Below are 23,504 nucleotides of genomic sequence, written 5' to 3' on the forward strand. Positions count from 1 at the left end.
CGGCGTTCCGCGGGGGAACGGCCGGCGTCCGTGCGACAATGAACCGTAGCTGGGTCAGATAGCGGACCCGGCGTTGCCGCCGGTCAGCTTTCTGGAAACGAAAAGAACGAGAATGATCATAACAATTTGCAGAACCCCGTAGGCGCACGCCGTACCGAATTCGAACGCGTACATGCGCTGGAAAATTTCAACCGACATAGGTGTCGTGTTATTCGTATACAGGAGAATCGAGGCCACGAACTCACCGAGCCCTTCCACCATGGCGAGCAGCGTTCCCGCGAGAATACCGCTCAGGGCCATCGGGAAGACGATCCGGCGGAAGCTGTACCACCAGGAAGCTCCCAGATTGCGCGCCGCTTCCTCTACCGAGCTGTCCATCTGCATGAGCGTCGACGAGGTCGACCGGAAAATCAGCGGCAGGTGGCGGACGAAATAGGCGAGCGGCAAAATCCAGAAGCTGCCGATCAGAACCTGATTGAACGAGAAGACGTTCGGCTCGCTGAACGCCGTGATCAGGTTGACGGCTACGACCGTACCCGGCAAGGCCCACGGCAGCATGATCAGGATGTCGAGCAGCGTTTTGCCCTTGAATTTCATCCGTACGATGGCATAAGCCGCCGCAACGCCGAAGAGCAGGTTGCCGATGGTCGCCACGAAACTCATCTTGAAGCTGTTGGCGATCGGCCGCCACGTTTTCGGATCGGTAAACAGGTCTTTAAAGTGCTGGAGCGTGTACTCCGGCGGAAGAACCTGGACCGTCCATGTACTGTCTTCGGAGAAGGAAAGCAGGACGATGACGAGTATCGGCAGCATCAGCACGAGCGTGGCGATAAAAGACAGCACCATCGCCGTGTACTTGCCTGCCTTGCTTTTCACTTCGGTCCGGTGGACGCTGACGCCCTTGCTCATGTTCTGATAGTTCCGCGCGTTCTGGTACCAGCGCATCATAATCAGGAACAGGATCGATACGATTGACAGCAGGGTCGATTGGGTCGCCGCCATGTCCAGGTCCCCGTTCGTGCGGGACAAATAAATCTGCATGGTGAGCGTCCGGTCGATCCCGAATACGAGCGGCGCCGTATAAGACGCCATCGAGATCATGAAGACGAGCAGCGAAGCCGCAATGATGGCCGGCGTCAGCATCGGCAGAATGACTCTGCGCCAGATGAGCAGGCGCCCGGCGCCCAGATTGGCCGCCGCTTCTTCCAGCGACGGGTCCAGACCTCTTATGGCGGTGGACGCCGTCATATAGAAATAGGTGTACATCGTGAACGTATGAACGACGATAACACCCCAGATGCCCTTAAGCGCAAGCGGCGCGTGATCGAGGTCAAACAGCTTCTGCAGCGCGCGCGGGATAATCCCGCTGTCCCCGTACAGGAACGAGAAGGACAGCACCCCGATCAGCGGCGGAAGAGCCATCGGCACGATCGCGAGGACGGACAAAATTTTGCGTCCGGGAAACTCGTACCGCTCCAGCAGGAACGCCATCGCGACACCGACGATGCCGCAGGTGACGACGCTGAGAACGGAAATGTAGACGCTGTTCCAAAGCGCTTCCAGATTCGATGTATGATCAAGGCTGAAGAAACGGGCGTAGTTTTTGAACGAAAAAGCCCCTTCTAGCTTCACACTCTGCAAAAACGTCTGAAAAAACGGATAAATGACATAGGCAAGCAAAATCAGAAACAACGGCGCGATGAGCACATAGACGAAGTAAGGCGACGTCGTGATCGTGGTCCATCGGCTGTTCGGACGGATGGCCGGCTGCTGCTTGGCTTGCGGTTTGTTCGTCTGCACGGGCGCACCCTCCTTATTCTACGAAATAGACGCTTTCCTTCGGGACGGCAAAAGCAATATCCTCATCGCGGTGGCGCATGCGCTGGCCGGGGCCGATAAACATCGCTTTCACCGGCAGCGTGCCGACCTGCGCGACGTAGTTGACGCTCACGCCCGTAAATTCCGACATCAGTACTTTGCCGGCCAGAACGTTCTCCAGGCCTCTCTCCGAAGCCGCGGCTTCGCGGATCGATTCCGGACGGACCGAAACCGTCACCTTGCTGCCCAGGGACAGGCGGCACTCGGGGGAAGCGTTGGCGGCAAATCCCGTGATAAGCGTGCCGGACGAAGTGCGGACATACACCGTGTCGCCTTCCAGGCGTTCCACGGTTCCTTCCCACAGGTTCGATTCCCCGATAAAAGAGGCGACGAACCGGTTGACGGGACGGTTGTAAATGTCGTGCGGGGTGCCGATCTGCTGCACGATGCCGTCTTTCATGACCATGATTCTGTCGGACATGGACATGGCTTCGGCCTGGTCGTGCGTCACGTAAATCGTCGTAATGCCGAGCTCCAGCTGTAAGCGCTTAATTTCCAGGCGCGTCTCTTCCCTCAGCTTCGCGTCAAGGTTGGACAGCGGCTCATCAAGCAGGAGAATATTCGGTTCGATCACCAAGGCGCGGGCCAGTGCCACACGCTGCTGCTGCCCGCCGGACAGCTGGTCGATTCTGCGGTCGCCGTATCCGTCCAGGTGGACGAGCTTCTGGGCGCGCGTCACCTTCTCCATAATTTCCGATTTGGACTGTTTGCGGACTTGGAGACCGAAAGCAATATTCTCGAATACGGTCATATGCGGAAACAAGGCGTAGTTCTGAAACACCATTCCGGTGTTGCGTTTATTCGGAGGCGTGTAGGTCACATTGTTCTCGCCGAACATAATGCGCCCCTCCGTCGGGTAATAGAAACCGGCGATCATGCGGAGCGTCGTCGTTTTGCCGCAGCCGCTGGGTCCGAGGAACGTGAAGAATTCGCCTGGCTGGATGTGAATGTCGACGTTCTCGACGCCGCGGGCGCCGTTAAACTGCTTGCTTACTTTATCGAGCTTGACTTCTATCAAGTGGAATCCCTCCTAAAAAGTAAAACTTCCCTGCCTATCCGTACGTCTCTCCCGCCGGCACAAAGGCGCAAATCGTATGCGGCGCCCGGCCTAAACGGGCCCGGATGAGGCTTCCCCCACCCGGATCTGTCAGGCTTCGGGCTTTATTTCTTGCCTTTGCCCTTGATGTTTTCATCCCAGTACTGCATCCACTCTTTTTCTTTGGAGGCCAGTACTTTCCAATCGAGCTGCAGCGGTTTCGTTTCGATTCCTTTCAGCCAAGCCGGGAATTCATCCTTGTTGATATCCGTCCGGGTCGGGATCTGGAACAGCTTCTCCGCTTTCTTCTTCAGTTCATCTTTATCGAAAAGGAACTCGTAAAACTTCTTGGCGGCGTCCATGTTTTTGGCGCCTTTGACAATGCCTACACCGTCCACGAGAATCGGCGCGCCGCTGGCCGGATAGATGAAATCGAACGGCTGCTTCTTCATTTCCTTCTGGATCAGGATGTCCTGAAGGTTCCAGAGGGAGAGCGTGCCTTCCTGTCGGGCCATTTTCAGATACAGGTTAGTCGGGTCCTGCGTGTATTCTTTTGTGTTCGCATCCAGCTTCTTGAGCCACTCGTACCCTTTTTGGGGGTCCGCAGGGTCCTGGCGGTAAATCATCGAAGAGTAAATCGTGCGCATCGTACCGGACGCCATAACGCCGCGGATCAGAAGCTTATCTTTATATTTCGCGTCGAGCAGCTCATCCCAGTCTTTCGGAGCGTCTTCTTTCTTCAGCGCCTGGGAGTTGTACATGATCACTTCGGGCAGGAGCATTTCGCCGTACCAGCGGTCCTGGGCGTCTTTGTTCTCGGCCGCCACATTATCCGCGAAGGTCGGTTTATACGGCTCAAGCAGGCCTTCCTCGGCTCCGGTTATGAAAGAGGACTGCGTGCCTCCCCACCAGAAGTCCGCCTGGGGATTCGATTTCTCGCCGCGGATACGCTCCAGAACCTGCTGGGCGCCCATCGTCATGACTTCCACGTCGATGCCCGGATTTTTCTCTTTGAATCTCGGCAAAATCTCGTCTACCACGTTCTTGTCGCGGGCCGTATAGATCACGAGTTTCTGGGAACCGGAAGCGGCCCCGCCGCCGGCGCCTTCGGCACCCTTCTTCGCGCCGTCGTCACCGCCGCCGCAGGCCGAAAGGCCGACAGCCATTGCCGCGATAAGAGTCAAACTGGTCCATTTGGTCATCTTCTTTTTCACTTGTACTCCCCCTAGTTCTAGATTGTATCGTTTAATCCGCGCCGGCAGATCCGGAGGATCTTGCCGGCTGGGCGGACGGAAACGCTTCCAGCACACTGTGCACGGCTCCCAGCAAACCGGCCCGCTCCCGCAGGCCCGCCAGCTGAATGTCCGGCAGCACCGGTACCCACTGCCCGAGCAGCTCGCGTATACGCGCCAGGCCGCTTTCGCTCAGATGGACCATTTCGCCGCTCAGGATGAGCAGCTCCGGGTCCAGTACGCTGACGGTATTGGCGATACCCGACGCCCAATGTGTGTAAACATCTTCGAGCAGCGTCCGGGCTTGGCGGCTTCCCTGATCCGCCTGCTCGCCCAGCTGCCGCAGGATGCTGCGCCCGGGGTCGACGGTCAGGCCGGCAGCCTTCGCCTTGTCGCAGATGCCGGTAACGGAGTAGTTCTTCTCGAACACCCCGAATTCGCCTTGTCTGCGGAGACGGTCGCCGCCGATGAGCATGTAGCCGATTTCGCCGGCGGCTTCTTTGCTGCCTCTGTAAAACTGCTTGTCGATGATAATGCCGGCCCCGATTCCGGTTCCCACATACATGTAGACAAGACTGGAAACCCCCGAGCCGGCGCCTCCGTAAAACTCGCCCATCGTCATCATATTGACGTCGTTGTCGAGAATAACGGGAAGCCCGAGCCGTTCTTCGATTTCCTTCCCGACCGGCAGGTTCATCCAGCCCGTACTCGGCGCGTAGCTGACGGTACCGCTGCGCTTCTGGGTAATACCCGGCAGGCCGACGCCGATCCCGATGACGCGGTCGCGGCCGAACCCGCTTTTCTCAAGCAGCGTGTCCAGGTTGGTCTTGAGCGCTTCCAGAGCGGAATCGCCGTCAACCGGCTGCTCCAGACGGGTATGTACATGATGGAGCAGCTCGCCTTTCATATCGGCAATGGCCATCTCCAGTTCACTGCCTTCAAAAACGGCCCCGACGACCGTGTACGCCTGCACATTGTATTCCAGGAGAATCGGCTTGCGTCCGCCCTTCGACTCTCCGGTTCCCACTTCATGAATAAGCCCTTCATGGATCATTTCGTCAACGAGAGAGGAGACGCAGGGTCTGCTCAGCTTCGTCCGGACCGACAATTCGGCTCTCGACAAACGGGGATGCTGGCGCAGCTGGTAGAGAATGCCTTCCCGGTTCATTTGTTTCACTAACTTCGTATTTCCCGTTTTCCCCCTGCCGATCACAAGCCTCATCACCACCTTACTTAGTTAAAATGACTAACAAACTAATTAAATCAAGTATATGTATACGTTTACATGATGTCAATATAAAAAGTGAAATTAGTCATAGAATCTAATTATTAATTGCGTTATTATGAATAATTTCGCCTAATTCCCGCCTTTCTCATTCTTAATAAGCTTATATTCTTCCCCTTCAGTTTATTAGCTCCTCCGCTTCCTTATGCGTCCGCGCCGAAAAGCCCGCTGCCGATGCAGCGGGCTTTTCGCGTTCCCTACGCTTACTTCTCCGTCCCGTGGCTGGGATTGTTCTGGGCCGCATGCTTGACGTTTTTGGCCTCCATCTCCTCGGCAAATTCCGCGTTGACTTCGTACTTTTTGCCTTTGGTCGCTTTCGAAACCTTCGCCATGTTCATCACCTCCGCCCGGTTGTCGATTTTTCGTTTCCCGGCTTCCGCCGCAAGCGGACGGTTCACCGGATTACTCAAAGCGGCACGGCTCAGTGCTGTTTGTTCGGGAGCCGTTTTTCCGGGCGGTTTCTGCCTTGTGTCCTCCGGTTGCGTTCGTCTTTACGCTGAGTGTCATGCAGTTTGCTGATGAAATGACTGTCCATCTCCGCAAGCCTCCCCGAGAAATAAGTTTCGTGAAGCCGTCTTAGTATGTCCGGGCTTAAGGGGATAACATGCCGGGGTTTCTGAAAAAAAGAAAAAGAGCACCATCCGGCGCTCCTCGGTTCTTTATACGTATAAGTGCGTGTCCATTCGAAAAAACTTAAGCTTCCGCTTCCAGTCTCATGGCCATGTCAACCAGAACCGCGCGCGCTTCCGGCTTCGTTTTCACTTCGCTGTAAAGCTTCTCGAAAGCCGCTTTGTTTTCTTTGAACTCGCCTTCGTTCTTGATCGTGAAATGACTCCACTCGATCAGACGGTTCTCCGCTTGGCGCAGCTCATTGAAAGCTTTATGGAAACCGCTGCGTTCAATCGCGTCTTCCATTTCTTTCTGACCGATCTCCGCACCGTCTTGTCTCATGTCGTTCAGTTTCTTGTCAGCCTGCTGGCTGGCTGCGAGAAATTGTTCCTTGGCCGCCAAATAATCGATTTGCGCCCTGGCGTATTTACGTTTCATCAATAACAGTCCACCTTTAGCATGATTTCCCCGATAGCGCTTGCAGGGGGAGTTTTCTTCTACCGGATTCTATTGTAACAAAATTTTTCTGGAAACAAAACCGATTTCGCCCTTCCAGTTCTTCCGCACCTTCCGGGATGGACAGACATTTTCGCCTCCGGCGCCGCATACCTTTTAATCATCGCATTCGGCAGTCTTCTCGAAAGGCTCGCTTAGAACGTATTTGGAAAGGGTGAGCATCATGTGCGGAATTACAGGATGGATAGACTGGCGCAAAGATCTGACCACATCTTCATCCATTCTCGAAAATATGACGGAAACCTTGGTCCACCGCGGTCCTGACGCTTCCGGCACGTGGATATCGGGCCACTGCGCCCTGGGACACAGACGGCTGAGTGTCATGGACCCGCTTAACGGCGCCCAGCCCATGATCCGCAAGGACGGGGACCGGACATACTCCATCGTATATAACGGAGAGCTATACAACGCTCCCGAACTGCGCAGCGAGCTTGAACACCGGGGCCACCGGTTTACGACCTCCTGCGACACCGAAGTGCTGCTGGCCGCATTCGTCGAATGGGGCCGAAGCTGCCTGGAGCGGCTGAACGGCATTTTCGCGTTTGCGGCCTGGAACGAACAGGAACAGACTCTGTTTCTGGCCCGAGACCGCCTTGGCGTCAAGCCGCTTTTCTACAGCCACACGGACGGGGCGTTCCTGTTCGGCTCGGAGCCGAAGGCCATCCTGGCCCATCCCGATGTCAAAACCGAGGTAGGAGCCGAAGGCCTTGCCGAGATTTTCGCCGTCGGGCCCGCACGCACGCCCGGTCACGGCATTTACCGCAACCTGGCGGAACTGAAGCCGGGACATTTTATGGTGTACGACCGCAGCGGGCTGACGATCCGTCCGTACTGGAAGCTGGAAAACCGCCCCCATACGGAAAATGTGGAGGAAACGGCTCTCCATATCCGCGAGCTCCTGGCCGATACCGCCCGGCGGCAGCTCGTCTCGGACGTCCCGGTCTGCACCCTGCTCTCGGGCGGGCTGGATTCCAGCGCGCTGACCACCCTCGCCGCCCACCATTACCGGGACAGCGGCAGCGGCGTGCTGGATACGTACTCCGTCGATTATGCCGATAACGACAAGAACTTCAAGGAAAACGCGTTCCAGCCGAACTCCGACGCCCCCTGGATCAAGCGGATGACGGAGTACCTCGGGACTGAGCATCACTACATCGAGTTCGACACGCCCGAGCTCGTCGAATCGCTCCGCACCGTCGTACTCGCCCGCGACACGCCCGGAATGGCCGACATCGACGGCTCGCTTTACCTGTTCTGCCGCGAAATCAAGAAAGGCGCCACGGTGGCGCTTTCCGGCGAAGCGGCTGACGAAATCTTCGGCGGCTACCCCTGGTTTCACCGGGAAGACGCCCTCAATGCGAACACGTTCCCGTGGTCGCTTTCGCTGCCTCAGCGGGTCGGCATTCTGGCGCGCGATTTCGCCGACTGGATCAAGCCCGAGGCTTACGTCCGCGGCCGCTATGAGCAGGCGCTGGCCGAGGTGCCCCGTCAGGCGGGGGAAACGCGGGAGCAGAACCGGATGCGGGAGATGTCCTACCTGAACATTACCCGCTTCATGCCGACTCTGCTTGACCGCAAAGACCGAATGAGCATGGCCGTCGGGCTCGAGGTCCGGGTGCCCTTCTGCGACCATAGGCTCGTCGAATACGTGTGGAACATTCCGTGGGACATCAAAACGGCCGGGGAGCGGGAGAAAGGTATCCTGCGGAAGGCGCTCGCCGGCGTACTGCCGGAGGATGTGCTGGCCCGCAAAAAAAGTCCCTATCCCAAGACGCACAACCCGAACTACGCGACCGCGGTCAAAAGGCAGGCGCTTGAAATTTTAAGCGATCCGTCGTCACCGCTGCTTCCTTTTGTAGATGCCAAAACGCTTCGCGCCATGGCGGCTCCGGGAGCCGAATCGACGGAATTCCCCTGGTTCGGCCAGCTCATGTCCGGCCCGCAAATGTTCGCGTATCTGATCCAGGTGGATACGTGGCTCCGCGAGTACAAGGTGTCGATCCGCTAAGGAACTTACACACTCTCTAATAACCATAACGCACGTGCTGCACGTCTATGCGTACGACTGTTTGCACGCATACGCACATGATTTCCGAGTTGGTACCGGGTATCTCAAAAAACCTCCGGCCGCCATTCCAATGGCACTGGAGGTTTTTCGCTTTTCACGCAGAGCTTGGAGTTTCCGTTTCTCTTGCTCTCTCTTGCTCTTACGCTAGCGCTTTCTGCTTCCTATCCGCTTCTTCTGCCGCAGCCGCTGCCGGACCACACCTCCGTGTCGTATCCCTTGTCCGTATCCCCGACCCGGCACCGGATCTCGCACTAGTCGAGCCAGCCGTTCTTCTCCGCCGCGGCAATGGCGTCGATCCGGTTCTTGGCCTCCAGCTTCTGGATCGCCTCCGACAAGTAATTGCGTACCGTGCCGCCCGAAAGGAACAGCCGCGACGCGATCTCCCCGGACGACAGCCCCTCTCTGGCCAGCTTAAGCACCTCGCGTTCCCGGTCCGTCAGCGGATTCTCCGCCTCCCAGAACGTGAGGGCCAGCTCCGGGCTGACCGCGCGCTTGCCCGCCTGCACATCCCGGAGAGCGGCCGCAAGCTCACCGACCGGCGAATCCTTCAGAAGAAAGCCGCGCGCTCCCGCACGCATGGCCCGCTGAAAATAACCGGAACGTGAAAAAGTCGTTAACATAACGACTCCGCACGGATCTTTGCTTTTCTGGAGCGCCTCGGCCACTTCGAGGCCCGACATTTTCGGCATTTCAATATCCATGACGCAAAGATCCGGCCGGATCTTACGGATCATCTCCAGCGCTTCCGCACCGTCCGCCGCCTGGCCGACCACCTCGATATCGTCTTCCAAATCAAGCAGGGCGCTCAGCGCTCCCCGCAGCATGCCCTGATCTTCCGCTACAATGACCTTCATTCGCCGCCCGCCTCCTTTTCCGTGCTTTTGGTAACTTTAGGAACCTTAAAAACGACCCGCGTACCCCGGCCGCCCGCCGATTCGAACGAGCAGGTCCCGTCCACCAGCTTAAGCCGCTCCCTCATGCCCCGGAGCCCGTTCGTTCCCAAATCCGGCTGTCTTTCATCCCTGTCGAAGCCGATGCCGTTATCCGAAACGGTCAGCCTGTAGCCCTCCTCATCGGAAGCCCACTGTACGGCACACACCTTCGCTTTGCTGTGCTTGACGACGTTCGTTACCGCTTCCCGCAGACACATGCCGAGGATGTTGCCGATAAGCGGGGGAGCTTCGTCTTCCGCGCCTTCACCGGCCATTAATTCCAGTACTATTCCGCCCGCCGCAAGAATTTGCTTGGCCCGGTCAAACTCTTCCCGGATCGTCACCATATTCATATCCGAGACAAGCTCCCGCACCTGTTTCAGCGCCGCCCGGGAGGTCGCCTGGATATCTTGTACTTCCCGGACCGCTTTCTCCGGATTTTTCGGGATCATTTTTTCGGCCAACTCTCCCTTTAGCGTAATAAGAGACAGCGTATGCCCGAGCGTATCATGCAAATCGCGGGATATCCGCTGACGCTCCTCGATTTTGGACAGACGTGCAATTTCTTCGTTAGCCAGCTGGAGCTTGCCCCGGAGTTCCTTCGACCTGCGCCCGATGCGCATCGCAACCGGCATGATCAGAATAATGACAAGCGCCGGCAGAAGCTGCAAAAACAAATCGACATCGTTCATTAGCTTGTAGTGCCAGCCTACCGCCACGAACATCAGAAACAAACCCGCTATCGCGGCGGCCATCTGTCTGACGCTCCGCAGCATCCCGATCACCGGGGACGGGTAAAACGCCAGATAAATGAAATTCTCGTTATACCGGATCGCCAGAAAGCCGATAACGATAGTCTGAAACAGAATGAACCAGTACCTTCCCGCCGCCCGGTTAAAAGAAGTCAAATAAGCCGCCACAAAGGCGATAAGCAGTCCCGAACCCAGTATTTTTTCCGGAAAAGGAAGCTGCAGAACCGAAACGACCGGAAAGATCAGATAGACCAGCCAGATGATCGTAAAAATAAAAGGGGGCCCCTCGCGGGGCCTTGCCGGTTGCCGACGAAACATTTAAACCGCTTCCTGTCTCTTGATGATATAGGAAGATAATATCACAAATACGACGACGTACACAGCCAGAATAAGCACGCCCGTCCAGTCGATCGAACCGCCTCCGATCAAATTCCAGGCTCCCTGCCCCAACCGGTAGGTCGGCGTGAACTTGGCGATCGTCTGAAGAGTCCCGGACATGGACGCGGTCGGGAACCATAACCCACCCAGAATGGATAGACCCATATACAGAATCATCGTCAGCACCTGAACCACATCAGGGTTGCGCATGGAACCAAGCAGCGTACCGAGAGCCATGAACGAGAAACCGCCGATCCAAATCCAGAGGAAGCTTTCGATCCATACGGAAACCGGCAGATCAACCTGTTTGCCGAGCCCTCCGATAATAAACATCATCAGAATGATAAATAAATTAATAACGCCTTGGGCGGCTACCTTCGATACCATGTAAGACCAGGAAGGCAGCGGCGTAATGCTGAGCAGGCGGACCCAGCCCTGGGTGCGTTCCCTCGAAATCCGCTGGGCAAAGGAAGTCAGGCTGGCGCCGATAACACCATATACCGTCATAGACATGAGATAGTAGGATGTCCAGTCCACACTGCCGATCTTCGTATCGCTTCCCATCGTACTCGTAAACAGAAAATAAAAGGCCACCGGCATAACGATCGAAAAGAAAATAAATCGTTTGTTACGGAAGGTGCGCAGCAGCTCCGCGCGGCACTGGGCCATAGTCGCTTTCAGAATCGTCGCATTCATATTCGTTATCTCCCCTTCAGCCTGCATTCGTATTTTGAATTAAAGTCTGGAAGGCGTCTTCCAGTCCGCCGCTACGAACTTCGATATCTTTCATATCGATGCGTTTGTCGATCAGCACGGTAAGCAGCCGGTCCGTGTCCGGTCCGAACATTTCGATGCGCCGTCCGTTCCACTTGATATCGCTGACTCCCGGGAGAGCCCTCAGCAGATCATGAGTAACCCCGGCGCCCGCCGTAAATGAAATGATTCTTCCCGTCGTTTCCGCCTTAATCTCGCTGGGTGTCCCGTCGGCAATTAGTCTGCCGTTATTGATCACGACGACTCTGTCGGCCAACTGATCCGCTTCCTCCAGATAGTGAGTCGTCAGGACAACGGTTTTTCCTCTCGCGGCCATGGCGCGGATCGTATCCCAGAACAGCTGTCTGGAGGTCACGTCCATGCCGACGGTCGGTTCGTCCAGGAAAATAATTTCCGGGTCTCCCGCCGCGGCCATCGCGAAGCCCAGTCTGCGCTGCTGGCCGCCGGAAAGAGCCGAAGCCGTCTTGTTCCGCTCGGCTGCGAGACCCGAGATAAGCAGAAGCTGCTCCATCGGGAGCGGGTTCTCGTAATAGTGGCGGAACAGGTCGATCGTTTCCCATACCTTCAGATTGTCGATCACACTGACATCCTGGAGCATGGCTCCGATTCTGTTCCTCACCCGCCGCTCCTTCGGATGGCCTCCCAGCAGCTTGACAGTTCCGCTCGTAGGCTCCTGCAAGCCGAGAATCATCGAAATCGTGGTCGTCTTTCCCGCTCCGTTCGGGCCGAGCAGCGCAAGCACCGTTCCTTGTTCCACGGTCAGCGTTAACCCGTCCACCGCCTTTTTACCTTTAAATTGTTTCGTAACCTGCATCAATTCGATAGCTGTTGTCACAGGGATTCAGCTCCTTCTGTACTATGTGGGCTTTCCGGTTCTTCGGTTCATCGCTGCGTGAAGCTCTTTAACCTGAATTCATCATACCGCGAGGCGGATTTCCTCCCTACCCACAACCGTAACCTTTTCCGGGTGACAATTGTCACCTTCGTCCGCCGGGCCCTTGTGACACGAAAAAAGAACGAAAAAACCGGTTTCCGAGAAAACTCGGAAACCGGTTTGGTTCGTGCCCGCAATGGAGGCACGTTGTCTATGCGGTTAAGTCAAGCGGCCGGAGTGGCGCTCGAAAAACTGGCGCAGCGCCGCAGCCCGGTGGCTGACCGCATTTTTCTCTTCGAGCGGCAGCTCCGCCATCGTCCGTCCGAGCTCGGGCAGGTAAAACAGCGGATCGTAGCCGAATCCGCCCGCACCGCGCGGCTCCGCGATAATAACACCCTCGCAGGTCCCCTCTGCCTCGAGCGTGTCCCCGCGGAGCGGGTCGACCAGCGCCAGCGCGCAAACGAAGCGCGCGGTGCTGAGCACCTGCGGCGCAGCCGCATCCGCGGCCTCCGCGGGGCCCGTCGCCCGCGCGGCGCTGCTGTCCGCCGCTGCGTGGGCGACGGCTGCGGTCGCCGCATCGCCGGCGGTAGCCGCCTGCCCGGCAGCGCCGGACCCGGGCCGGCCGGCCGCGGCCGTGACCGCGCCAAGCTCACGCAGCAGCTTGGCGTTGTTGTCCGCGTCGGCGGCGTGCTCGCCGGCATACCGGGCGGAGTATACGCCCGGGTCGCCGCCGAGCGCGTCGACGCACAGCCCGGAGTCGTCGGCTAGTACCGGCAGGTTCAGCCTGCCTGCAATCGCCGACGCCTTGATCCGGGCATTCGCCGCGAAGGTCGCGCCGTCCTCGACGATGTCGGGCATATCATCGAAATCGTCGAGGCTGCGCACTTCCTTGCCGAAGCGGGCGAAGTAATGGGCAAATTCCCGGACTTTGCCCTTGTTGCGCGTCGCGATCACCACGACGCGGGAAGCAGATAGATCAGACACGGACACCCGCTCCGATCAGGCCGCTTACGCGTCCGAGCGCTTTTTTCTGCTCCTCGACCATTGTGTGGATACCGCCCTCGGCCAAGGCCAGCAGGGTGTTCAGCTCCTCGCGCGAGAAAGGCGCCTCTTCTCCTGTCCCCTGAACCTCCACGAATTTCCCGGTTCCGGTCATAACCACGTTCATATCGACGTGCGCCTGGGAATCCTCCGTGTACATCAGGTCCAGCAGAGGCTTGCCGTTCACGATTCCGACGCTGACGGAGGCAAGGTAATCCGTAATCGGCAGCTTGCTCAGCTTGCCGCCCGCCACCAGCTTCTCCATGGCAAGCGCCATCGCGACGAATGCTCCCGTAATGGAAGTCGTTCTCGTCCCGCCGTCCGCCTGGATCACATCGCAGTCAAGCGTCACGGAACGCTCTCCGAGCGCTTCCAGATTAACGACGGAGCGCAGCGCGCGTCCGATCAGCCGCTGGATTTCCATCGTGCGGCCGCCGAGCTTTCCTCTGGCCGCTTCTCTCTGGTTGCGGACCTGGGTAGCGCGCGGAAGCATCGAATACTCCGCGGTTACCCAGCCTTTGCCCTGGCCCTTCATAAAGGGAGGAACCCGCTCTTCCACGGTTGCGGTACAAATGACTTTCGTCTCTCCGATTTCTATTAGAACCGAACCTTCGGCATGTTTGATATAGTGCGGCGTAATTTTCATCGGTCTTAGCTGGTCATTCTGTCTTCCATCGGCTCGCATTCTGTATCCTCCTGTACGATCATAGCATCCATTTCTATCCTTCCTATTGTAGCAAACAAAGGAGCCGAGCAAAAGCGCCGCGGAATTTGACGAAAAAAGAGAGAGCTCTCCTCTCCCCGAAATCTCCGTAAGGTCCGGCAATGAGGCTCCGACCCTTCCGCTTTTCACCCTGCCCCGCGGCGCACTCCCCCCGGATGCCCCTACAGTTTTTCCGGGTTCGGGTTCAGATGAAGCGGACGCGATACGGGCTGGCTGTAGGTCTGGGAATCGGAGGTTTCCACCTTCGGGCTGCCGTTCACCGTAATTTGCACTTTGGCGGCGTTCGTATTTTCCGTCAGGGACAAAATAACCGACTGGAGCCCGTCCGCAGGCGCTTTTTTGTTCTCGTCCAGAAGCTGATCCGAGAAGTTTACCGTGAGCACCGTATCCGACGTCTTCTTGACATCAAGCACCTTGGCGGAAGCGTTAAGCACCGGCTGCAGGCCCTTCGACGTGTTGGGACCTTTCAAAAGTTCGTCCATGACCGCCTTGGCGACGTCATCGGTCCTTTTTACCAGGCGTGTAACCGGTACATAATATTTGCCGTTTTGCGCCGTTGCATTCGTAAAGTACAGCGTTACGGGCGTGGACTGGCCGTAATCGACCCCTTCCTGCTTCTCCAGGTTGATGCCGATTTTGCGCGAAAGCGGTTCGTCCAGCGGGGTGCGGGCCACCGGCATTTCCTTGAGCTCCTGCCCGTTTATTTTGATTTTCACCTGTTCGACGGTTGAAAACCCGGTCATCGCCCAGGTGATTCCCTCCATGATTTTGCGTTCTTCTTTGGCGTCGTATTTTTTGAAGGCCTGGTTGAAATTGACCGTGGCCAGTTTATCCTTTATGTCCACCGTCAGCGTAGTCCCTTCGGGCAGCAGAGAAGCAAATCCGGCGGGAAGCTGGCTTTCGCCCGGGCCTTTGGCCACCATATATTCCAGCGTGGTTTTCGCCACCGACTGTGTTTTCGGCAAATCCAGACTGACCGGAACGACGAAGCCTTTCGGGTCTTTCGCATAGACGGTCATTTTGGCGGTTTGCGAAGTTTTGGCGCCCGCGTCCGCCGCTCCCGTTCCCCCCGTGCCGGTTCCCGTCTCCATCGCGGTTTCGGTACCGGGCGGCGGAGCGTCGATCGATTGGGACTCTGTCCCCCACAAGCTGCATCCCGTCCCGAGAATCGCGATCGCCCCTGTCATGGCTGCCGCCTGAAGCCAGCGTACTTTTCTCAATTCCATCCCCTCCTGTTCGTATGTGCCCTGCGCAAAGGTTCGGTACGGCCTGGGCCCGCCGCCGGCAGCGCCTTCTTCCGGGTGTTTCCTGCCGGTCCTGATGACGTTTGTCCTTCGTACTCCTATGTATACAGGGGGCTCTCTTACTTTATGCCCGAGTTGTCCGAAAAAACGGGACAATTTCCAGGCTTGTTCCATTCCCGCTTTCCTTTAAGGAACACAAATCCGAACTAAAGCGATACTCTTTCCTAAAATAAGGGTATACTAGGGTATCTGCTTTCATTTGACAACGGAGGAGAAGCCCACGTGAAATATTCCCTGGATAGTGAAAAAGTAGCTTCAGCTACCCGCGAGCTGCTTGAAAAAAGAGGCGTTCAAACGTCTCAAATCGCCGAGCTTACCTATTTTCTGCAAAAAGATTATTTCGAATCGCTAACGCTGGAGCAGTGTCTGGCGAGCGTTGAATCGGTCCTTGCCAAGAGGGAAGTACAAAACGCCGTACTGACCGGCATTCAGCTGGACATGCTGGCGGAAGAAGGCAAGCTGATCTCCCCTTTGCAGGAGATGATTCAGCATGACGAAGGGTTATACGGCTGCGACGAGATCCTCGCCCTGTCGATCGTGAACGTCTACGGCAGCATCGGATTTACGAATTTCGGCTACATCGACAAGCTGAAACCGGGCATCCTGAAAAAGCTCAACGATAAAAGCACCTACGAAAAACATACGTTTCTCGACGATATCGTCGGCGCCATCGCCGCTGCCGCAAGCTCCCGGATTGCCCACCGCAAGCAGTCGGAAGCCGAAAAGAAAGGCGACGCGCCGGGAAGCTGAGTAGCTTGACTCCATTCAGCATGCGCCCACGTTATGCGGCACACCCGTTCGCGGCCTGCCCAAACACCGCAAGCTGCCGGGAACTGCGAGCAGAGCGAGAAGATGAGCCCCTTGTGAAGGAACGGATAAGGCGGACACAACCGTCCGTCCGGAGAGTGGTTTCCCGTTCTCGCAGAGGACGCTTTGAATATAGGAGCGACAAAAAAGGGAACCGCCGTTATAGCGGTTCCCTTTTTTTCTTTTTTCATCGCAAGATGGCTCTGCGGCTTTCTTCCTGCCCGCCCCACGTATATAGGCGGCATGCGGCGGCCTATCCGGTTACCGGTACTTCCGGGCCACGATATATTCCGCCGCCGGGAGTAGCACGATGCCCAGTCCAAGCAAAATCAGCACCCCCATGTTATCCCGGCCGAAAGCCAGCTTCTCGACCATACAAACGATAAGGGCGGCCGCAAGCATAATAAAATAGGCCGCTTTAACGCTGACGAAAGTAATGTGCCTGCCCATCTCTTCCTCCTGCGTAATGCCTTCCCCGTCCTCCTTGCTCCCCCAGGTCAGGGCTCCGAACATGGCTGCCAGCGCAGCCGCTATGCTCGTTAATTCACTGGTGCCGACCGGTTCTCCGGACCAGCACTTTTTAAGCGTAAATCCGATAACAACTAGTGAAGTAAGTCCGAAACCCGCGGCGATGAGCCGCCGCTTCGGTGTTTTCCGTCCGGTCAAAATTCCCGCCCCCTCTTATCCTGCCGTTTACGTCGCTTGGTCTGCCTGGAACAAATCATCCACGGTTACGCCCAGCGTCCGGGCCAGATGAAAGGCCAGCTGGAGACTCGGATCGTACTTGTTGTTTTCAATGGCGTTAATGGTCTGTCTGGAGACGCCGCACGCTTTGGCGAGGTCTTCCTGTGACAGCCTGATTCGTTTGCGCAGCTCATGAATCCGATTTTCCATAACAAGCTCCAATGTCCAAATGTTTTTACATCCTGATTGTAAGCAAGGTGTGTTTTGAATGTCAAATGTTTTTTACATTAAGCCGGGCAGAACGGCATCTGGCGGGGCCAGATTCCTCGGCAGGGAAGACAGGGAGCCATCTCTGCGATGCACAAAAAACGGACTCTCTTACACGAGAGTCCGCCGTATGGTTATTTGCCGGGCACAGGCAGCACGAGAAAAAAAGTGTGTGCCGCCGGCATGAGGTTTGTGCGAGAACAGACACGAGTCCGCACGGGGCATCGGCACCGTCCTTCGGTCAGCCACGCCGTTACGTGTTACGAAGCCTGACGGAATGTCCGCCCCGGCGTTACGAAACCTGGCGGAACATCAGCCGCTGAGCTTGAAGTGGTGCAAGATGAAGGGGAATCCGCGCCTGGAAAATCAAGCTCGCTTTCCATGCGCAAGATTGAAACCGCGAGCGAGACACGAGGATTTCCGCGTCTCCCCCTTACACCCGCGCCCGGTACACGATGACGCCTTCCCTCTCGCTCTCGGCCACTCTGCCCTCAATCGCAAGACGCACGGTGTGGGCGATCGTCTCCGCCATGGCGAAGCGGAGCTGATGTAGCGTAAGCCGGTCGCCGAACGTATCGCGGCAGAGCGCGTAAGCCGTCATCGGCTCGCGCAGCTTGTCCGCCATGAGCGCAAGCCGCTCCTCGTGATGGCGGACCAGTTCTTCCGCCCGCTGACCGAAGGCCGCGAAGGGCGACCGGTGGCCCGGGTACGCCATCTTGACCGGCAGCCGGCTCATCTCCCGCAGGCTGTCCATGTACGCGCCGAGCGGATCTTCTTCGACGCCCGGCATGAAGCTCACGTTCGGCGATATTTGCGGCAGCAGATGATCGCCGCAAAATATCTCGTGCGTCTGTGCGTCGTAGAAGCACAGATGCCCGGCCGCATGTCCGGGCGTCTCGATCGCTTCGTACGACGCGCCGCCCAGACGCACGCGGTCTCCCGCCCGCAGCGCGGTAAGCTGCGGCTGCGGGGATACGAGCGGGACGAAGCTGTCCATATGCTTCGCCAGCTCCCCGCAGAGCGCGGCGTCCATGCCGTGCCGCGCGAAAAACCCGGTCAGCTCCTCCGTCATCGGCTGACGGGGACCCCACAGGAGACGCACCTGACCGATGCCGGTTTCCGACAAGTAAACCGGCGCGCCCGTGCGCTCCTGAAGCCAGCCCGCCATCCCGTAATGATCGGGATGGTGGTGGGTCAGTACGATCTGCGCGATGCGGCCGTATCCGAAGCCGAGCTCTTCCAGCGCTTCGTTCCACAGCATCTCTCCGGCTTCCGTCCGCAGGCCCGGGTCGATCACCGTCAGACTCCCGTCCGGCTCCCGGAGCAGATAGCTGTTGACCCAGCGCAGGGGAAAAGGCAGAGGGACTTTGATCTGCCAAAGCCCCTCCCGTAAAGCGATAACCGTTGTAGTTGCATGACTCATTGCAGGCTTTCTCCTTCCCTTCCTCCGACAAAAATCATCCGGGGAGACGACTCCCGGTCATAGTCCTTTCCGTCATAGCTGCCGTAGATCCGGTCGACCCGCAGGCCAGCCCCGTACAGCATATCGACAAAAGCCTCGCGGCTGTACAGGCGCACCTGCTCCGAATAATGGCGCGGACCGTCCTCTTCATCCGTAATGCAAATTTGTTTACGGACATAACCGTTCTCGATGGAGCGCGTCTCTTCTATAAAAAGGCCGTTTTCCTCGCGGCTTGAATGGGGGACGAGATTATTTTTGACATAAGCCGGATTTAAATAATCGATAATAAATTTCCCGTCCGGCTGCAGCAGACGTGCGATTTCCGACAACACCAGGCGGTTTTCTTCCTCCCGCTCGAAATATCCGAACGAAGTGAACAAATTGACCACGGCGTGAAACGGCTCCTCGATCGGAACCTTCCGCATATCTCCATGCAGCCAGGTTACCCGGCCTTCCTCGTCCTGCCTCCGCGCCTCCTCAAGCAGGGTATCCGACAAGTCGATCCCCGTCACCGTATAGCCGAAATCGGCGAGCGCCAGCGAATGGCGGCCCATGCCGCAGCACAGGTCCAGCACACGGGCGCCTTCGGGTAGATGAAGCCAGTTCATCATCCGCTTGACTTCGGCGTAAGCTCCTTCGAAATTGCGGTGTTTGTACACCAGCAAGTAGTCTTTCCCGAAGCTTTCCCGGTACCACGCGCTTTTTACTTTCATGCCCGCATCCTCCCGATCTTTTTTAGTACGGATTATAAATAAGCTGCCGCTTCTCAATCGAACCAGCCTTTTCGCTTAAACCAGACATACATGGCAAACCCGATTCCGAACATAATGAAAAGAATAACAAAATAACCGTAGTGCCAGTGAAGTTCGGGCATGTTGTCAAAGTTCATTCCGTAAATTCCCGCGAGAAACGTCAGCGGCATAAAAATCGTCGTGATGACAGTCAGCGTTTTCATAATGGTATTCATCCGGTAAGAATTCAATGAGATGAAATTTTCCCGCATGTCCGCGGTCGTGTCCCGGATCGAATCGATCATTTCCGCCAGCTTCAGCAGATGATCGTAAATGTCCGCATAATAAACCTGCTGTTCGCGCACGTTGGGCAGCTTGTCCGAATTGACGACCCGGTAAAGCAGGTCGCGCATGGGAATGATCGACCGCCGCAGATGCGCCAGCTTGGAGCGGATGTCGAACACGCCGCGCATCAGCGCGTGAATGGACGTGCCCTTCTGGTCGGAATCGAAATCGTTCATTTCGTCTTCCAGCATATGTATACAAGGAAAATATTCATCCACAAGCTTGTCCATGACGAGATAAGCGCCGAAGGAAGAGCCTCTTTTCCAGTTATCCGGTTCGGATTGAAGCTTCTGCCAGGCGTCGTTGATCTCTTTAAGCTCGGTGAAGTGAAACGAAACGAGGAAGCGGGGCGTGACGAACAGATTAACCTCGTCGGCTTCCAGCGTCTGGGGATGAATGGCGTGCAGAACGAAAAAATGGACATCCTCATAGTGGTCCAGCTTCGGCCTCTGCAGCAGATGAAAGCAATCTTCAACCGCAAGCGGGTGAAAATGAAAATGGGTGTCGAGCAGCAGAGCTTCTTCGTGAGTCGGGTTGTTGAAGTCTACCCAGTACCAGTCGATAGAATCATCGTCCAGCTCCTGCAAAGGCAGGTCCAGGACCAGTTCTCCGCTGCGGGTGATAGCGACCGTGCGAATCATAAAGGTCCTCATTTCGTCCGTGATCAAGGTGAAAGCATTGGGTATATCGTACCATGTTTTGCCTGGAAACAAAACGGTGTCCGTCGCGGAAGCGATTGGAGCCGGTCTCCTCTCCTGAACCCCCGGACTCTAACGGTTCGGCCGGGACAGCCACTCTTTCGAAAACCGGAGCCATTCACGGGCGGCATAAGATAAGTAACCCTCTTTGCGCCAAATCATAACAAGATGCCACGGAATCCGCGGAGAAACCAGGGTGACCGTGGCCACTTTGTCCGGACTCAGCTTGCGGCAGATCGTTTCGGGCAGCAGGGCGACGCCGAGACCCGCCTCCGCCATTCCGCTCAGAAAGTCCCACTGGGAGCTTTCGTAGATGATGTCGGGCTTGAAGCCCGCCTGAATGCAGGCTTCGGGTATACTCTCGTGCAGGGTGAAGCCTTCACGGAACAGAAGGAACTTCTCGCCGCTCAGCTCCGCAAGGCGGACAGTCTGTCTGCGGGCGAGCCGGTGCCCGAGATGCACGACAAGCCGGAGCTCTTCCTTGACGAAGGCGAACATCTCGAAGCGGTCCGCATCGACGGGAAGCACCGCGACGCCCAGATCAAGGCTCCCGCTCTCCACCTCGCGCTCGACCGTCCGGGCCCCTTCCTCGATCAGCCGGATACCGATTCCCGGGTACAGCCGGTGGAACGCGGCGATCAATTCCGGGAAGAAAGGCGCCCCGGTCATCGGCGGCAGGCCGATCCGGATCTGCCCTTTGCGCATGGAAGTCACGTCCGCCAGATCGACGGTCAAATTTTCCAGGGAACGGACAATCTGCTGCGCCTGGATCAGCACGGCTTCGCCCGCATCCGTCAGCACAATCTGACGGGCCGTGCGGTCGAACAGCTCGACACCTAGCTCCTCCTCCAGAATGCGGATCATTTTGCTGATCGTGGGCTGGGTGACGTGCAGGGCTTCCGCCGCTTTGGTGAAGCTTTTACGCCTCGCCGTCTCCAGAAAATATTGAAGATGCCGAACGTCCATGCCATCGTCTCCTTTATGCGTCTGCGTTGGTTCCCCTTCCATAGAGAAAAGGAATGAAAACCATTCGATATATGTATTTTACCTATCCTTGTCCCCTGCGTATACTCGAAATTATGGAAGGGGATTATCCGGAATGAACAGACAACCCGCACCACCTTTAAGCGGTCCTCATAAAAAACAACATTTCTTTTGGACGCGTGACCGGTTTGCTCCGGTTCACGTCCGGCGCGTGCTCGTCACGACCGGCCAGATCGGCCTGCTGATCGCGTTCGCCTATCTCGGACGTCTCGTATCCGAGCGGCTGCACCTGCCGGTGCCGGGAAGCATCGTCGGCATCCTGATCGTCTTCGCCGCCCTGCACTTCGGCTGGGTCCGGCTGGAATGGATCGAGAAAGGCGCCGACTTTCTGCTGTCGAAGCTGCTGCTCTTCTTCGTCCCGCCCGCCGTCGGCATTTTGGAATATAAGGAAATGTTCTCGGTATCGGGGAGCCGGTACCTGCTCATCATTATAATCAGCACGTTTTTCGTCATGGCCAGCACGGGACTCGTGGCGGAGTTTCTGGGACGCAGACGCGCCGTCAAAGATAAGAAGGAGGGAGCGTCCCTATGACCGGTACCGGACTACTGTGCCTGCTGATCACTATCGTCGTCTTCTGGGCGGCCAACCGGTTATACCGGAAGACAGGCAAAGCCTACCTGTCGCCGCTCGTCGTCGCGCCGGTTCTGCTTATCGCCGGCCTGTTCTTCACCGGTACGCCGGTTGAAGCCTACAACGCGGGCACGAAGCCGCTGACGGAACTGCTTCAGCCCGCCACCGTGGCGTTCGCGATTCCGCTGTACCGCCAGTTCAAGCTGCTCCGCAAGCACGCCATGGTGCTTGTGGCGGGCGTACTGTGCGGCTCCGTCGTCGCCGTGCTCACGTCGGTGCTGCCTGCGGGCTGGATTCACGCCAGTCCGCAGATGATCGAGAGCGTGGCGCCGCGCTCCATCACGACTCCCATTGCCATGGAGGTGTCGCGTTCGCTCGGCGGCATTCCTTCGGTCACGGCCGTGTTCGTGGTCGTGACGGGCATCTGCGGCTCGGTGATCGGGCCGCTGGTCATCCGCTCGCTGCGCATCCGCAGCGGCATCTCGCGGGGGCTGCTGCTCGGCATGGGCGCCCACGGCGCCGGCACGAGCAAGGCCCACGAGCTCGGCAGCGAGGAAGGGGCCATCGCCAGCGTGGCGATGATCCTGGCCGCGCTGTTCTCGCTGGGGCTGATCCAGCCGATCATGGCGCCGTTTCTGTGATGGCGGCGAGCGTTAAAGACCGCTTCCTTCGGGAGGCGGTCTTTTTTCGCGCTCCCACCAGGCGGGGGTCCGCATTGGCGATTTCCCTGCGAGGGGGCGCTTTTCCCGCAGGCGGAGCGGCAGACAAGCGCAGACAGTCTAAAAATGAATGAACACTTGGGAATTAAGCTTCGCGCCCAAAAACAAACGATAATTAGTTCTTGCCTAACCCCCCTATTGATTACAAGTTGTGATACTATTATTGGAATATATTCCAGGGGGTGACGTAGTGAAATTTATTCTTATATTTGGTCCGCAGGCAGTGGGAAAAATGACAGTTGGACAAGAACTGGAAAAGACAACCGAATTAAAGCTGTTTCACAACCATATGACGATTGAGTTACTGGCTCCCTTTTTTGACTTTAGTCCTGAAATGTGGAGATTGGTGAATAAATTTCGTCAAGACATATTTGAAACCGCTGCCGTCAGTGATATGTATGGAATGATTTTCACCTATGTATGGGGACTCGATTTGCAAAGTGATTGGGACTATGTTGATAAAATTTGTAAAATAATTGAAGAAAAAGATGGCAAAGTGTATTTTGTTGAGCTTGAAGCCGATCTTGAGCAAAGAATGGAGCGTAACAGAACCCCTCATAGACTCGAGCACAAACCAACAAAAAGGGATATCGCTCGTTCTGAACAGGATCTGGTGCTGACAATGGAGCAACATCGATTGAACTCATTTGAGGGAGAAATCGAAAGAGAAAATTACATCAAAATTAACAATACAAATTTAACTGCTTGTGAGGTTGCTGAAATCATTAAGAACAGATTTAATTTGTAACAACCTTGATGAACTATTGCAATAA

25 protein-coding genes are annotated in these 23,504 nt (G+C 56.7%); 5 read left to right on the plus strand and 20 right to left on the minus strand.

All coding sequences use genetic code 11. The annotated features are described in order from the left end of the window. Positions 1 to 54: 54 nt before the first annotated feature. From C4S74_RS12930 to C4S74_RS12960, 7 genes are all read right to left on the minus strand, one after another. Positions 55 to 1,761, minus strand: a complete 1,707-nt coding sequence (locus tag C4S74_RS12930) for an ABC transporter permease (protein WP_374755402.1) — start codon at positions 1,759 to 1,761, stop codon at positions 55 to 57. Positions 1,762 to 1,813: 52 nt separating this feature from the next. Beyond that, on the minus strand, positions 1,814 to 2,896 hold the full coding sequence (locus C4S74_RS12935) for an ABC transporter ATP-binding protein (RefSeq protein WP_103995738.1): 1,083 nt from the start codon (positions 2,894 to 2,896) through the stop codon (positions 1,814 to 1,816). Between the two features lie 143 nt (positions 2,897 to 3,039). Beyond that, positions 3,040 to 4,128, minus strand: a complete 1,089-nt coding sequence (locus tag C4S74_RS12940) for an extracellular solute-binding protein (protein ID WP_103995739.1) — start codon at positions 4,126 to 4,128, stop codon at positions 3,040 to 3,042. Positions 4,129 to 4,159: 31 nt separating this feature from the next. Further along, complete coding sequence (locus C4S74_RS12945) at positions 4,160 to 5,359, minus strand: ROK family transcriptional regulator (RefSeq protein ID WP_103995740.1); 1,200 nt, start codon at positions 5,357 to 5,359, stop codon at positions 4,160 to 4,162. A 275-nt stretch (positions 5,360 to 5,634) separates the two neighbouring features. Then, positions 5,635 to 5,841 carry a hypothetical protein gene (locus C4S74_RS12950; protein WP_146065496.1) on the minus strand — a complete coding sequence of 69 codons (207 nt, stop codon included), beginning with the start codon at positions 5,839 to 5,841 and terminating at the stop codon, positions 5,635 to 5,637. An 11-nt stretch (positions 5,842 to 5,852) separates the two neighbouring features. Then, the gene (locus C4S74_RS12955; protein ID WP_103995742.1) at positions 5,853 to 5,966 is read right to left on the minus strand and encodes a DUF4023 domain-containing protein; all 114 of its coding nucleotides are present in this window, start codon (positions 5,964 to 5,966) and stop codon (positions 5,853 to 5,855) included. 158 nt (positions 5,967 to 6,124) lie between these two features. Beyond that, positions 6,125 to 6,478, minus strand: a complete 354-nt coding sequence (locus tag C4S74_RS12960) for a hypothetical protein (RefSeq protein ID WP_103995743.1) — start codon at positions 6,476 to 6,478, stop codon at positions 6,125 to 6,127. 241 nt (positions 6,479 to 6,719) lie between these two features. Here C4S74_RS12960 and asnB point away from each other — a divergent pair, with 241 nt between their 5' ends. Then, positions 6,720 to 8,564 carry an asparagine synthase (glutamine-hydrolyzing) gene (gene asnB / locus C4S74_RS12965; protein ID WP_103995744.1) on the plus strand — a complete coding sequence of 615 codons (1,845 nt, stop codon included), beginning with the start codon at positions 6,720 to 6,722 and terminating at the stop codon, positions 8,562 to 8,564. Positions 8,565 to 8,875: 311 nt separating this feature from the next. Here the strand turns inward: asnB and C4S74_RS12970 are convergent, their stop codons facing one another. The 7 genes from C4S74_RS12970 to C4S74_RS13000 all read right to left on the minus strand — a co-directional run bounded on the left by C4S74_RS12970 (position 8,876) and on the right by C4S74_RS13000 (position 15,319). Beyond that, positions 8,876 to 9,478, minus strand: coding sequence for a response regulator transcription factor (locus C4S74_RS12970; protein WP_103995745.1), 603 nt, complete (start codon positions 9,476 to 9,478; stop codon positions 8,876 to 8,878). After that, positions 9,475 to 10,626: a sensor histidine kinase gene (locus tag C4S74_RS12975; protein ID WP_103995746.1), complete on the minus strand. Its 1,152-nt coding sequence runs from the start codon at positions 10,624 to 10,626 to the stop codon at positions 9,475 to 9,477. The genes C4S74_RS12970 and C4S74_RS12975 overlap by 4 nt, the downstream gene beginning before the upstream one ends. Further along, positions 10,627 to 11,382: an ABC transporter permease gene (locus tag C4S74_RS12980; protein ID WP_009674210.1), complete on the minus strand. Its 756-nt coding sequence runs from the start codon at positions 11,380 to 11,382 to the stop codon at positions 10,627 to 10,629. It abuts the gene before it with no gap. Between the two features lie 16 nt (positions 11,383 to 11,398). Next, entirely contained in the window at positions 11,399 to 12,295 is an 897-nt protein-coding gene (locus C4S74_RS12985; protein ID WP_103995747.1) for an ABC transporter ATP-binding protein, read from the minus strand. Positions 12,296 to 12,553: 258 nt separating this feature from the next. Then, complete coding sequence (locus C4S74_RS12990; RefSeq protein WP_103995748.1) at positions 12,554 to 13,318, minus strand: non-canonical purine NTP pyrophosphatase; 765 nt, start codon at positions 13,316 to 13,318, stop codon at positions 12,554 to 12,556. Next, positions 13,311 to 14,060 carry a ribonuclease PH gene (gene rph, locus C4S74_RS12995; RefSeq protein WP_103995749.1) on the minus strand — a complete coding sequence of 250 codons (750 nt, stop codon included), beginning with the start codon at positions 14,058 to 14,060 and terminating at the stop codon, positions 13,311 to 13,313. Before rph ends, C4S74_RS12990 begins: the two co-directional genes overlap by 8 nt. A gap of 200 nt (positions 14,061 to 14,260) precedes the next feature. Continuing rightward, positions 14,261 to 15,319, minus strand: coding sequence for a GerMN domain-containing protein (locus tag C4S74_RS13000; RefSeq protein ID WP_103995975.1), 1,059 nt, complete (start codon positions 15,317 to 15,319; stop codon positions 14,261 to 14,263). A 306-nt stretch (positions 15,320 to 15,625) separates the two neighbouring features. On the opposite strand from C4S74_RS13000, the gene C4S74_RS13005 reads away from it, so the two are divergent. After that, the gene (locus tag C4S74_RS13005) at positions 15,626 to 16,153 is read left to right on the plus strand and encodes a phosphatidylglycerophosphatase A (RefSeq protein ID WP_009672297.1); all 528 of its coding nucleotides are present in this window, start codon (positions 15,626 to 15,628) and stop codon (positions 16,151 to 16,153) included. Positions 16,154 to 16,471: 318 nt separating this feature from the next. Here C4S74_RS13005 and C4S74_RS13010 read toward each other — a convergent pair whose 3' ends face one another. The 6 genes from C4S74_RS13010 to C4S74_RS13035 form a co-directional block, all read right to left on the minus strand. After that, positions 16,472 to 16,876, minus strand: a complete 405-nt coding sequence (locus C4S74_RS13010; RefSeq protein WP_103995750.1) for a hypothetical protein — start codon at positions 16,874 to 16,876, stop codon at positions 16,472 to 16,474. A gap of 27 nt (positions 16,877 to 16,903) precedes the next feature. After that, on the minus strand, positions 16,904 to 17,104 hold the full coding sequence (locus tag C4S74_RS13015) for a helix-turn-helix transcriptional regulator (RefSeq protein ID WP_103995751.1): 201 nt from the start codon (positions 17,102 to 17,104) through the stop codon (positions 16,904 to 16,906). A 490-nt stretch (positions 17,105 to 17,594) separates the two neighbouring features. Further along, entirely contained in the window at positions 17,595 to 18,584 is a 990-nt protein-coding gene (locus tag C4S74_RS13020) for an MBL fold metallo-hydrolase (RefSeq protein WP_103995752.1), read from the minus strand. Next, a complete protein-coding gene (locus tag C4S74_RS13025; protein ID WP_103995753.1) occupies positions 18,581 to 19,336 on the minus strand; it encodes a bifunctional 2-polyprenyl-6-hydroxyphenol methylase/3-demethylubiquinol 3-O-methyltransferase UbiG in 756 nt (251 codons plus the stop codon). The genes C4S74_RS13020 and C4S74_RS13025 overlap by 4 nt, the downstream gene beginning before the upstream one ends. 53 nt (positions 19,337 to 19,389) lie before the next feature. Next, positions 19,390 to 20,340 (minus strand): magnesium/cobalt transporter CorA, encoded by a 951-nt coding sequence (gene corA, locus C4S74_RS13030; RefSeq protein WP_103995976.1) that lies wholly within the window; start codon positions 20,338 to 20,340, stop codon positions 19,390 to 19,392. A gap of 129 nt (positions 20,341 to 20,469) precedes the next feature. Beyond that, positions 20,470 to 21,363: a LysR family transcriptional regulator gene (locus tag C4S74_RS13035; protein WP_103995754.1), complete on the minus strand. Its 894-nt coding sequence runs from the start codon at positions 21,361 to 21,363 to the stop codon at positions 20,470 to 20,472. A gap of 133 nt (positions 21,364 to 21,496) precedes the next feature. Between C4S74_RS13035 and C4S74_RS13040 the strand changes: the two genes are divergently transcribed. The 3 genes from C4S74_RS13040 (at position 21,497) to C4S74_RS13050 (ending at position 23,479) form a co-directional block, all read left to right on the plus strand. Continuing rightward, positions 21,497 to 21,973 carry a CidA/LrgA family protein gene (locus tag C4S74_RS13040; protein WP_103995755.1) on the plus strand — a complete coding sequence of 159 codons (477 nt, stop codon included), beginning with the start codon at positions 21,497 to 21,499 and terminating at the stop codon, positions 21,971 to 21,973. Beyond that, positions 21,970 to 22,653: an LrgB family protein gene (locus tag C4S74_RS13045; RefSeq protein ID WP_103995756.1), complete on the plus strand. Its 684-nt coding sequence runs from the start codon at positions 21,970 to 21,972 to the stop codon at positions 22,651 to 22,653. Before C4S74_RS13040 ends, C4S74_RS13045 begins: the two co-directional genes overlap by 4 nt. 268 nt (positions 22,654 to 22,921) lie before the next feature. Continuing rightward, positions 22,922 to 23,479 carry an AAA family ATPase gene (locus C4S74_RS13050; RefSeq protein WP_103995757.1) on the plus strand — a complete coding sequence of 186 codons (558 nt, stop codon included), beginning with the start codon at positions 22,922 to 22,924 and terminating at the stop codon, positions 23,477 to 23,479. The last annotated feature ends 25 nt before the right edge of the window (positions 23,480 to 23,504 follow it).

It is taken from the genome of Paenibacillus sp. UNC499MF, from assembly GCF_900107975.1.
Classification (GTDB): Bacteria; Bacillota; Bacilli; order Paenibacillales; family NBRC-103111; genus Paenibacillus_F.